Origin of the sequence: Thermoanaerobacter sp. X514, from assembly GCF_000019065.1 — a bacterium.
Taxonomy (GTDB): Bacteria; Bacillota; Thermoanaerobacteria; order Thermoanaerobacterales; family Thermoanaerobacteraceae; genus Thermoanaerobacter; species Thermoanaerobacter pseudethanolicus.
Window position 1 is genome coordinate 708,605 of sequence record NC_010320.1, and the last position, 11,815, is coordinate 720,419.

11 protein-coding genes are annotated in these 11,815 nt (G+C 33.9%); 8 read left to right on the forward strand and 3 right to left on the reverse strand.

Annotated elements, in window-relative coordinates; translation table 11 throughout:
• Positions 1-99 precede the first annotated feature (99 nt).
• The 5 genes from TETH514_RS03430 (at position 100) to TETH514_RS03450 (ending at position 5,653) form a co-directional block, all read left to right on the forward strand.
• Complete coding sequence (locus TETH514_RS03430) at positions 100-516, forward strand: FMN-binding protein (protein WP_003868154.1); 417 nt, start codon at positions 100-102, stop codon at positions 514-516.
• A gap of 161 nt (positions 517-677) precedes the next feature.
• Entirely contained in the window at positions 678-2,456 is a 1,779-nt protein-coding gene (locus TETH514_RS03435) for a glycoside hydrolase family 125 protein (protein WP_038016340.1), read from the forward strand.
• Positions 2,457-2,463: 7 nt separating this feature from the next.
• On the forward strand, positions 2,464-3,255 hold the full coding sequence (locus TETH514_RS03440) for a nitrilase-related carbon-nitrogen hydrolase (protein ID WP_009052172.1): 792 nt from the start codon (positions 2,464-2,466) through the stop codon (positions 3,253-3,255).
• A 6-nt stretch (positions 3,256-3,261) separates the two neighbouring features.
• Positions 3,262-4,344 (forward strand): nitrilase-related carbon-nitrogen hydrolase, encoded by a 1,083-nt coding sequence (locus tag TETH514_RS03445; protein ID WP_003868273.1) that lies wholly within the window; start codon positions 3,262-3,264, stop codon positions 4,342-4,344.
• Complete coding sequence (locus TETH514_RS03450) at positions 4,334-5,653, forward strand: MFS transporter (RefSeq protein WP_003868274.1); 1,320 nt, start codon at positions 4,334-4,336, stop codon at positions 5,651-5,653. The genes TETH514_RS03445 and TETH514_RS03450 overlap by 11 nt, the downstream gene beginning before the upstream one ends.
• 19 nt (positions 5,654-5,672) lie before the next feature.
• On the opposite strand, the gene TETH514_RS03455 is transcribed toward TETH514_RS03450, so the two are convergent.
• On the reverse strand, positions 5,673-6,050 hold the full coding sequence (locus TETH514_RS03455; RefSeq protein WP_009052173.1) for a desulfoferrodoxin: 378 nt from the start codon (positions 6,048-6,050) through the stop codon (positions 5,673-5,675).
• Positions 6,051-6,306: 256 nt separating this feature from the next.
• Here TETH514_RS03455 and TETH514_RS03460 point away from each other — a divergent pair, with 256 nt between their 5' ends.
• From TETH514_RS03460 to hydF, 3 genes are all read left to right on the forward strand, one after another.
• Complete coding sequence (locus tag TETH514_RS03460) at positions 6,307-6,462, forward strand: ATP-binding protein (RefSeq protein WP_232195895.1); 156 nt, start codon at positions 6,307-6,309, stop codon at positions 6,460-6,462.
• 72 nt (positions 6,463-6,534) lie between these two features.
• Positions 6,535-7,953, forward strand: a complete 1,419-nt coding sequence (locus TETH514_RS03465; protein ID WP_003868277.1) for an aspartate ammonia-lyase — start codon at positions 6,535-6,537, stop codon at positions 7,951-7,953.
• A 2-nt stretch (positions 7,954-7,955) separates the two neighbouring features.
• Positions 7,956-9,182, forward strand: coding sequence for a [FeFe] hydrogenase H-cluster maturation GTPase HydF (hydF, locus tag TETH514_RS03470; RefSeq protein WP_003868278.1), 1,227 nt, complete (start codon positions 7,956-7,958; stop codon positions 9,180-9,182).
• Between the two features lie 10 nt (positions 9,183-9,192).
• Here the strand turns inward: hydF and TETH514_RS03475 are convergent, their stop codons facing one another.
• Positions 9,193-10,431 (reverse strand): MFS transporter, encoded by a 1,239-nt coding sequence (locus TETH514_RS03475; protein ID WP_003868279.1) that lies wholly within the window; start codon positions 10,429-10,431, stop codon positions 9,193-9,195.
• Positions 10,432-10,449: 18 nt separating this feature from the next.
• Positions 10,450-11,760, reverse strand: coding sequence for a helix-turn-helix domain-containing protein (locus TETH514_RS03480; protein ID WP_003868280.1), 1,311 nt, complete (start codon positions 11,758-11,760; stop codon positions 10,450-10,452).
• Between the last annotated feature and the right edge of the window lie 55 nt (positions 11,761-11,815).

Here is an 11,815-nt window from a genome sequence, read left to right on the forward strand (position 1 = left end):
AAGTATACGTTTTTTATTTATATTACTTGATATTATTTTAACGGAATGGTATAATATTCTTAACCATAAAATTCACATTTGAGGAGAGGTGTAAATTTTATGAAAAGAGTTTTAGCTCTTGTGCTGGTGGGGTTGTTTGCACTGGTTGTTATGAGTGGCTGTTCTTCAAAAACAGCAAGTGGTGGTTACAAAGATGGTACTTATAAGGCGGAACAACCTGATTTTGACGATCATGGTTGGAAAGGACAAATAGAAGTGACTGTAAAGGATGGCAAGATAGCCTCTGTAACTTATAATGAAGTTAACAAAGATGGTCAATTAAAGAGAGATGACCAACAATATGCTGAAAACATGAAGGCAAAAGTTAATATCACGCCTAAAGAAGCATATGAAAAGTTGGAACAGCAACTAGTAGAAAAGCAAGATCCTGCTAAAGTAGATGCAGTTACAGGAGCTACACACACATCAGAAACTTTCAAAGAGTTAGCTACAGAGGCTTTGAAAAACGCAAAATAATTTAATATAAAAAAGGAAGCAAATAGTTATTTAGTTTGCTTCCTTTTTTATATTTTTTGTTTGGCTTTTATTAGAAAAAAGAGTACAATTAAAGTATGACAGTCTTTTGGCGGTTGAGAAATAAAATGTTTTATTATAGGGGATATATGGGGGTTTTTATGATGGGTAAAATTATAACAAGGCCGTCTGAACTTGAAGAAAATGTTATGGTTTTATATGTTGGCAATCACTATATAAGTTTGCCTGAAATAAAAATAGAAGATGCTTCTATAAAAAGTTTAAACATTGTTTCTCTTTCAAACAAAGGGCTTGTTGAGTTATCAGGTGAGGAAGCCTTATTTAAACCTATATTTTATAAAGATGGAGAAAAGCTTGAAATAGTAAATAATGAAGCAAAAGAAGAACTTTATTACATACCATCTATTAAATTGCATTTTGCCAGCGGTGAATGGGCATTAGTGAAAATTTATGCCGATATGAATGAAAAAGGATTTGTGTATGAATTTGAATGTTCTAAAGAGATGGATGTTCATTTAGAGGTGAATGTGGATAAATTAAGCTTTTTGCGTTTTAATTCTCATGAGGTAGACTTTAAAAAAGAGTTTAAGATTGATAAGTGGCTCAAAAATCCTGCTTTAAATATTTTTTCTTACAATATATCCTTTGCTCTTGCATTTGGCGGCGAAAAGGATTTTGAATATGAAGAAAATGGTGGTAGAATTTTGCTTAAATCAAAAACTAATGGAACAAACTGTTTTTATGTAACAATAAATTCTGATATGGACGGTGCATCTACTACTTTAATACACCTTAAAAGGAAAGGTTTTAGGAATATATATGAAGAGCTTTATACTTGGCTTGAAAGTAAGTATATAAAGTATACGCAAGACAATGAGTTGGAAAGAATACTCAATAAAAATTTGTTTTTTAATTACTTTTTTGCCATTGGAAAAGATATGGAAACAGATAATTACATTACATTGACATCCAGAAGCCCGAGGTATTACGTTTCTGGTGCTTTTTGGGAAAGGGATAGTTTCTTATGGTCATTTCCTGCTGTGAAATTAATAGATAAAGGTTTTCACGATTTTATAGCGAGAGAGATGATTATAAGGCACAGCAAAAATACGGGAGACCACGCTCACTACATCGATGGAACTGTGCTGTATCCAGGATTTGAACTGGATGAGGCGGCAAGCTATTTTATTCTCATAGGAAACATGGATATAGATTTGGAGGATATGGAACTTATAAAAGCTCTTGAGAGGGTATACAACCGAATTGAAAGGGAGTTTGACAAAGAAACAGGGCTTTACAAGACGTTTTTGCTCCCTTCTGATGACCCTTCAGATTATCCTTTTGTGACAATAGACAATGTGATATTGTGGAGAGGTTTTATAAACTTAAAGGATTTATACGTGAAGCTCAACTGGTACAACAAGGCGGAAGCTTTGCAAAAAAAGATTGACGGAATTTACAAGGGGATATACAAATACCTTGTGACAGAGGTGGACGGAAAGCCTATTTTTGCTTGGTCTACGGATGGAAAAGGAAATTATAAGTTTTACAATGACCCGCCGGGGAATCTTGGGCTTATGTATTACTACGATTTTGTGGATTATCAGGATGAGATATTTAAAAATACCATTGAATATTATTATTCACCCAAATACAAATACTATTTTGAGGATGCAAAGATAAGAGAGCTTGCCTGTGATCATCATCCTAATACACCCTCAGGTTTGGGGCTTTGTGGGAGCTTGTTAAATCCTCTAAAAAGAGAGGAAGCCCTTTTGTGGCTTAAAAATGCCAACATGGATTATGGACTTTTGGCGGAAAGCTTTGACAGAAACACAGGGGAGGCAAAAACAGGTGTAGGCTTTGCAACTGGAGCGGGATATCTTGCAATGGCTCTTTATAAAGTGCTTTTTGAGGAGTGAAATACAGATGAAAGTGGCGTCTGTCGTTTTAAAAAAAGGAGAGGTAGAAAAGATAACTGGTAAAAAAGAGTTTTTGAATAGAACAGATGAAATTCTCAAGGTTTGTCAAGAAAAAGGAGCATATGTTGTAGTTTTTCCAGCTCTTACAGGCATGCTTTGGGACTTTGAAGATAAATTTTTAGAAGAAATGAAAGAGATTTCTTTAAAATATGAGGATATTGCCATATGTCCGGGAAGCTTTTTTGAAAAAGACGGAGGCAAAACTTATCATTCTTCTTTTCTTTTGTTGAACGGAGAAGTAAAATTATTCCAAAAGCAATTGTATCTCGCAAAGTGGGAAAGAGATATTGGTTTGTCAAGAGGAAGTACACTTAATATAGCTGAGATAAATGGGTTTAAGGTAAGTATAATTTTGTCAACTGATGTTTTTTATCCACAGGTGTCAAGGTATGCTGCGCTAAAAGGAGTAAATTTAGTTATTTCACCAGTAGCTATAAGGGGAGATGAAAGAAATTACGCAAGGCAAATAGCAGGTTTATGGCAAAACGTTCAACAAAATCTATTTTTTGCAGTAGAAAGCGGTTTTAAAGGGGAATATGGAGGATATAGTTTTTACTCGGCGTCAGCTATTCATGCGCCTTTAGAGATGACTAAAAATGATGATGGTTTTCTTGCAAAAGAAGATGATTTCCCTGTTATAATTGTTGAACTTAATGAAAGAGCGAGAAAAGAAGCAGTTTCTAAGTTTGACGTTTTGAAACAGCTAAATACTGAATTTTATAAAAGGATTTTTGGGTGATGGATTATGAAAAATGTTTTAGAGTTTATTTTTGACAGAAATATGAATGTAAAAAGGGTAAATAATTATTTACGCCAAGTTGAAGGAATAAAAGATAAAAAGATTTCTTCAAAAGATAAAGATAATGTGAGAATCTCTTGTGTGGAGAGGCAAATTAAAGTGGTTAAATCTATTGAAGAATATGCAAACTTGTTAAAAGGCTTTGTAGAAGAAGCTGCCCAAAGAGAGAGTGATATAGTCGTATTTCCTGAGTACAATTTTTTTGATTTACTGGGACTTATACCGGGCTTTAGCAGAATAAACGATTATTTAAATAAAAAGGCACAAAAAGGAGAAAAATTGGAAGATGGAGTAGGTGGGGAGGGATTACTACGATTTATCTTTAAATCTATATCAAAACCTTCTCAAATGGCAATCGAAGAGATAATGACAGGTCTTGCTAAAAAATATGGAATTTACATTTACACGGGAAGTTATATTATAAACGAAAATGGCAATCTGTATAACGGCGGTGCTTTGGTGTCAAGAGAAGGGAAAATATTAGGAAGGCAAAAGAAAATACATTTAACAGATTTTGAAGAAAAAATTGGACTTAAGCGTGAAAATGAGCTTGAAATTTTTTCATTGGATATAGGGAAAGTTGCTTGTCCTGTCTGCATGGATGCCACTTATTTTGAGACTTTTAAGATAGCTTCCCAAAAAGGGGCGGAAATTGTAATTCTTCCTATAGCGAATATGGAGGAATACAATTTTTGGAGGGCTTTAAGGGGGATATGGCCAAGGGTCCAAGAGTCTTATGTGTACGGGGTAAAAGCTTCTTTAAATGGTTGGATAGGAGGGATCCATTTTACGGGGAGAGCAGGGATTTTTGCGCCAATTGATATGACAGACAATAAGGACGGAATTATTGCAATTGCACCTTATTACGAAGGAGATTATCTCGTAACTTCTGATATAAATATTGCAAAACTTTATGAAGCGAGAGAAATGGCGGAGTACTATGGGGATGTGAATGAAGAGTTTGAAAGGGATTATTATGACAAGGTGTATACGAGTTTTTTAAGAGAGGAGAAAAACCATGAAAAATAACAGGTTTTTTATGCTTTTAATGTATTCTTTAGGATATTTAGGGATATCAATTTTTACTCAAACGGCAGTAAAGTGGTATCAGTATTATTACACTCCACCTGAATTTAATACACAAGGGCTTAAAATGCTTGTACCAATAAGCCTTATAGGCTTTTCTATGATAGTTGCGAGAATATTTGACAGCATATCTGATCCAATAGTCGCTTATTATTCTGATAAATTAAATACAAAAATGGGCAGGAGAATACCTTTTGTAGTGTTTGGTTTGCCTGTTTTGATGATTTCTTTTATAATGATGTGGTTTCCTCCTGTTTCAGAAGAGTCAATAGTGAATTTTGTTTATCTCACTTTTGTATTAAGCTTATTTTTTGTCGCTTTCACTGTGGTAGTGGCTCCCTATCTTGCTCTCATCCCTGAAATAACTAAAGATGCCAAAGAAAGAATTACCGTCACCATGATGCAGGGAATAACACAAATAATTGGAGTCATGATAGCTGAAGCAGGGTCAGGAATTTTAATTAGCATTTTTAATTTTAAAATTATGGGTATTATATTAGGGATTTTTGCTTTTCTTACTTTGATGCTTACGCCTATTTTTGTAAAAGAAGAAAAAATAGAGCAAGAAAATATACCCACGGTGGGGATGTTTGCCTCTATTAAGATGACTTTGACAAATGCAAATTTTATGTATTACCTTACTGCGGCTATAGCTCTGTGGTTTGGGATAAATACCTTGACTATTGCTATGCCTTATATAACAGAGGTGCTTTTGAAGACCCCTGCTGAAGATTCTGGCTTTATGATTGCCGGTGCATTTGTGGTGGCAGTTTTGTTTAGCTTTTTTGTGCCAAAACTTACGCTCTTATACGGGAAGAAAAAACTTCTCATGGTGTTTTCTATTATGTTTGCTGGTATTTTAGCTCTTACTGGACTTTTTGGGACTGTTTTTAATAAGACAGTTTCTATAATTATCATTTTATTAGCTGGTATACCGCTTTCTGTATTTTTTGTAGTGCCTAATGCCATGATTGCCGACATAGCAGAGTTGGATGGAATTAAGACAGGGCAGAGGAGAGAGGGAATGTTTTTTGGGGCACAAGGATTTATAATAAAAGTAGTTATAGGAATTTCTTCTCTTGTAACACCCCTTTTATTTAAAGTATTTGGATACAGTACAGAAAATCCATTGGGCTTACAGCTTTGTGGGCCTTTAGCAGGAATTATAATTTTGTTGAGTTTAATTGTCTTTAGCAAATACTCTCTTACCGAAAAAGAGTTGGAAAAGTATAAGTTAGAGAGTAAAAAATAAGGGCTTTTCGCCCTTATTTTTACTCAGATTTCCATAGACCGTGCAAATTGCAGTAGGACCATGCTTTTAAGTCTTTAGCGTCTGTTACAAAAACCGCTTCTGGTTTTTCACCTGGTTTTAATACTTTTCTCATATATACACCATCAGCTAAGAGAGAAATCCATTCAATCCAATGCTTTTCCTCCATTGGATGTGGTATGCTTCCTACCTTAACCGTTACAATATTGCCATTTCTTTCAATAACTGGTGTGTGCTTTTCTGTACCTGCATCTCCTGTTTTTTCTTGCATTTTAACCATTGGCTCGCCACAGCATACCAATGTCCCTTGGCCAGCATGAAGCACTTCTACAATATTTCCACACTTTTCGCATTTATAAACTCCATATAAGTCAGCCATTTTGATTCCTCCTTTAAATTATGTAAAACTGTGCAACTAGAATTAATTTGCCTTGGATAATACATCTTAATGGAAATATATTATCCTTTATATTTATAATACATTAAAATTTTTTGGATTTCAAGAGGGAAAAGAAATTTTTTAGTAAATAACAATATCGGAAAAGTGAAAAAATGCATTTGTTAATTTTTATGAAAGTATGATAATATATGTACTTACAAAACCTCTTAACATGGTGAAAAAGGCGACTCAGGAGATGGCAAGAGGCAATTTTAAAGTTCATAAGCAACAAGGATTGGGACTTGCCATAGCAAAAAAAATAATTGAAGAACATGGTGGAAGTATAACCGTTGAAAGCGAAGTAAACAAGGGTGCTGCTTTTACTGTAAGTTTGACTATTAAATATCGATAAATTGTTGACAATCTGACGTTTCTGTATTATTGATTATATTGATGATTTATATATAAAGTGGAGGCAATTTTTATGAGATATAGAATTGAGCATGATTTGCTAGGGCAAAAAGAGGTTCCAGTTGATGCTTATTATGGCATACATACATTAAGAGCTTATGAAAATTTTAATATATCAGGACAAAAAATTCATAGAGAACTTATTATATCGCTTGCGATGGTCAAAAAGGCTGCAGCAATTGCAAATATGAAAGCTGGTTTGCTTGATGAAAAAAGAGCGAAGGCAATAATTTTAGCTTGTGATGAGATAATATCAGGTAAATACCATGATCAATTTATTGTTGATGCCCTCCAGGGAGGTGCAGGTACTTCTTCTAATATGAATGCTAACGAAGTTATTGCAAATAGGGCAATAGAACTACTGGGGGGTAGTAAAGGGGACTATTCTATTGTACACCCACTGGAACATGTAAACTTGAGTCAATCTACAAATGATGTTTTCCCGACAGCGGTGAGAATTGCAGCAATACGTCTTTTAAAGCCTTTGAGTGAAGATTTAGCTGAGCTTCAAAGTGTGCTTCAAGAAAAAGAAGAAGAGTTTTCTGATGTATGTAAAATGGGACGAACCGAGTTACAGGATGCTCTTCCTGTTATGCTTGGTCAGGAATTTGGTGCATATGCACAAGCAGTTGCAAGGGACAGATGGAGGATATATAAAGTTGAAGAAAGGTTGAGACAGGTAAACATTGGCGGTACTGCTGTTGGGACAGGAGTAAATGCCGAGCTAAAGTATATATTCTCAGTTATAGAAATATTAAGAGAAATAACAGGACTAGGACTTGCAAGAGCGGAATATATGATGGATCCTACTCAGAACAATGATGTTTTTGTTGAGGTATCTGGGCTTTTAAAAGCGGCAGCCGTTAACCTTATAAAAATTTCGAATGATATAAGGCTTATGTCGTCAGGACCTAAATGTGGGCTTATGGAAATTAATATACCAGAGGTACAGTCAGGTTCTTCGATTATGCCTGGAAAAGTGAATCCTGTTATACCTGAGGCTGTAAAGCAGGCAGCGTTTCAAGTTATAGCATGTGACCATGCAATAACTTTGTGTGCCCAAGCAGGTGAATTTGAGCTTAATTTCACATTACCTCAAATTGCATATAATCTTTTTATGCAGATAGGTCTATTAAGAAATGCTATACGAATATTTATAGATAAATGCATTAAGGGAATAACTGCGAATAAAGATTACTTAAAAGAAACTATTGAAAAAAGTTATTCGTATGCAACAGCGCTAGTTCCTTACATTGGGTATGAAAAGGCAACGGAAATTGCAAAAATGGCTAAAGAAAAAGGAAAAACGATAAGGGAAGTTGTGTTAGAGGCTGGACTCTTTACAGAGGAAGAACTTGATATAATATTTAACCCTTATGAAATGACAAAACCAGGAATACCAGGGAAAAGAAGATTGAAAGGAGAAAAATAATTATGAACACGACACCTATTTCTTCCAGGCTCCACATAGCTATTTTTGGCAGGAGAAATGCAGGTAAATCAAGCCTTATAAATGCTCTTACAAACCAGGAAGTAGCCCTTGTATCTGATGTTGCAGGTACTACTACTGATCCTGTGTCGAAGGCAATGGAAATACTTCCAATAGGACCAGTTGTAATCATCGATACTGCTGGACTTGATGATACGGGAGAGTTAGGGGAACTTAGGGTAAAAAAAACCTATGAAGTTTTAAACAGAACAGACCTTGCAATTCTTGTCATAGATGGCACTATAGGGCTTTCAGAGTTCGAAGAAAATGTCTTGAAAATCATTAGAGATAAAAATATTCCAGTTGTAGGGGTAATAAATAAAAAAGATTTGTCACAATATTCTGAGGAAGATAAGAGAAAATGGGAAGAAAAATTAAAACTAGAGCTTATTGAAGTTTCTGCTTTAAAAAAACATGGAATTGAAGCCCTAAAAATGATGTTAATAAAGAAAGCACCATATGACGACAGGGAACTTTCGATTGTAGGTGATCTAATAAAACCGGGAGACTTTGTAGTTCTTGTTATTCCTATAGATAAAGCTGCTCCAAAAGGAAGACTTATACTTCCGCAGCAACAGACAATAAGAGATATTCTTGACAATGATGCGATGGCTATTGTTACAAAAGAGCATGAGCTAAAAGAGACACTTCAAAATCTAGGGAAAAAGCCATCATTGGTTATTACAGATTCTCAGGCTTTTTTGAAAGTTAGCGCTGATACGCCCAAAGATATACCGCTTACATCTTTTTCTATTCTTTTTGCACGATATAAAGGTGATTTGGAGGAACTTGTAAGAGGTGTAAAAGCAATAAAAAAACTAAAACCTGGTGATAAAGTCCTCATTGCTGAAGGATGTACACATCACAGGCAGTCTGATGATATAGGAAAAGTAAAAATACCCAGATGGATACGCCAGATTGTTGGAGGAGACATACAATTTGACTGGTCAAGTGGCATAACTTTTCCAGACAATCTCGAAAAATATAGCTTGATTGTACATTGTGGAGCATGTATGTTGAACAGAAGGGAAATGATGTATAGAATTTCATATGCAAAAAGCAAAAACATTCCAATAGTAAACTATGGGGTATTAATAGCTTATGTTCAAGGCTTAATGCCGAGAGCTATAGAAATGTTTCCACTGGCAAAAATGATTTATGAAGAAGAATAGAATGGGACAATTATACCTTTGTCCCATAAACTTTTTTATATTGAAACACTAAAACATAAAGTGTATACGATAGTGCGATTATTCCACTTACTATAAAAGTTATATGGGGGCCAAATTTTTGAGATAGTGTGCCAGCATATAGTGAGCCTATAGGAGTTACTCCACCAAAAACCAAAGAATAAACACTCATCACTCTCCCTCTGAATTCATCTGCTGCATTAATTTGTATTGTGGTGTTGGCAGAAGAGTTGAAGGTTATCATAAACCAGCCTGATAAAGCTAAAAGTAAAGCTGTTAATAAATAACTACTTTGTATACCTATAAGTATTTGAAAAATACCAAGTCCAATGCCACCGCCAAACAAATAGACAGGCTTTACTCCTCTTCTACTTACCGAAGCTAGTGTCAATGCTCCTATCAGGGCTCCCGTTCCCATTGCTGACATTAGTAAGCCATAATCTGTCGCTTCTCTGTGGAGAACATCTTTGGTAAAAACAGGTACTAATACGTTGAAGTTCATAGAGAAAGTGCTTAAAATAGCAATCATGAGTATTGTAGTGAATATAACAGGGGTATTTTTGATGTATCTCAATCCGTCCCTTAAGTCATCAAAGATTTTTGTTTTGCCGTCATTAGCTTTTGGTGTTATACCTTCTACTGTAATTAATATAAGCCCTATTATCACAGCAATAAAGCTTGCAGAATTCAAATAAAAACATATGGAATATCCTAATTTGCCAATTAATATTCCTGCGATTCCTGGACCTATTATCCTTGCTGCGTTAAACACTGCTGAGTTTAAAGCAATGGCATTCATTAAATCTTTTTTTCCTACTAAATCAATGATAAAAGATTGTCTTGCTGGCATGTCTATCGTGTTTAAAAAACCATTAACCAAAGCTAAAGCTAATATTTCCCAATAATTTATTATCTTTAGGGCAGTCAAAGTTGCTAGGATAAAGGCGGAAATTGCAAAACTTATTTGAGTAAATAAAATCAATTTTCTCTTTGGAAATCTATCTATTATGACTCCTGCAAACAAAGAAAAAAGCATTACAGGCAAAAACTGAACAGCACTTACCAGCCCTAATAAGAAAGAAGAATTTGTTAGTTCAAGGACTAACCAACCCTGGCCTATGTTTTGCATCCACGTGCCTATAAGGGAAATCATCTGTCCAAACCAGAAGAGCCTAAAATTTCTGTGTTTAAGAGCAGGAAAAGAATATTCTAATTTTTCCACTGTATTCATTTATTTTTCTCCTTGCTATTAATTTTCATATAACAGCTCTATTGATTGATTAAAATATTTTTTAGCTTCTTCTGGATTATTTAGGGCAATATACAGATTTCCCAATCCTTTATAGGCTTCGGACAAGTCCTTTTTAAGGCCAAGGGTTTTGAGTATTTCTACAGATTTTAAAAGTTCTTTTTCACTTAATTCGAACTGGCCTTGTTTTAAATGTAAATTTCCTAATATCGTATAAATTCTACCCATTTCTTCTTCTTCTCCTAGTTTTGTTACGATTTCTAAAGATTGATTTAAATATTCTAATGCTTTGGGATAATCTTCTTTTAAATAGTAAATTCTTCCGATTTCTGTGAGATTGTATGCCATTCCTCTTTCATTTCCTAAATCTTTATACAGCGAATAGCTCTTTACAAAATATTTTTCTGCAATATCATACTTTTTTAAATCGGTATATACAAAACCTAAATAATTGTATTCATTAGCAATATCTTCTTTTAAATTTAGGGTTTTACTTATCAGAATAGCACGCCTTATATATTTTAAAGCATCCTTATATTGTTTAAGCTCGTGATTTACAAGTCCTAGTCCATTATTTGACAAAGCAATAAAATCTACTGCTTTAATTTGAGTAGAATATTCAAGGCATTTCATATAATAATCTCTTGCTTTAATAAATTCTCCCATTTTACTGTATAAATTTGCTATACTATAAAGTATGCGGGATTTCAATTGTGTGTGTTTTAAAGAGTATTTTTCAAAACCATCTAAAGCTTTTAAATAATTTTCCAATGATGATTGAAATTTTTGCAGATTGCCCAAACACAATCCTTTCATGTAATGCATTTCTACTATAATTTCATTCAATGAGCTTTTTTCAAAATATGGAGATATTTTATCTAAAATTTCAAGAACTTTTGTATAGTCTTTGATAGCAAAATAAGATTTGGCTAGGTAAAAATTTATCAAATTTGTTGAATACTCATCTATTGCATTGTCTAAAATATCGATGTATAATTTAATAGCTTCCTCATAATTTTTGTTATCAAAAGCTTTTTGAGCAGTTAAGAACTTTTCTAAAATATTTTTGTATTTTGCAAGTTCCTTTTTTAATTCTTCTTTTTCTACATAGTCTTCATCTAAAAAGTACACAACCGGCTTATTTAATTTTTGAGCGATAAAATTTAAAGCTTTTAAGGAAGGACTTATTTTACCTTTTTCTATAAGGCTTATATAGCCTTTGGAAAATTCATCTCCTGATAAATCTCCTTGTTTTAAGAATTGCCTTTTTCTTTCTTCTCTAATTCTTTTGCCCAATTCCACCATATCCATGTACTACCACTCCTTAATGTGCGTACTAAAATATATTATAATTTAATTTAGCAGA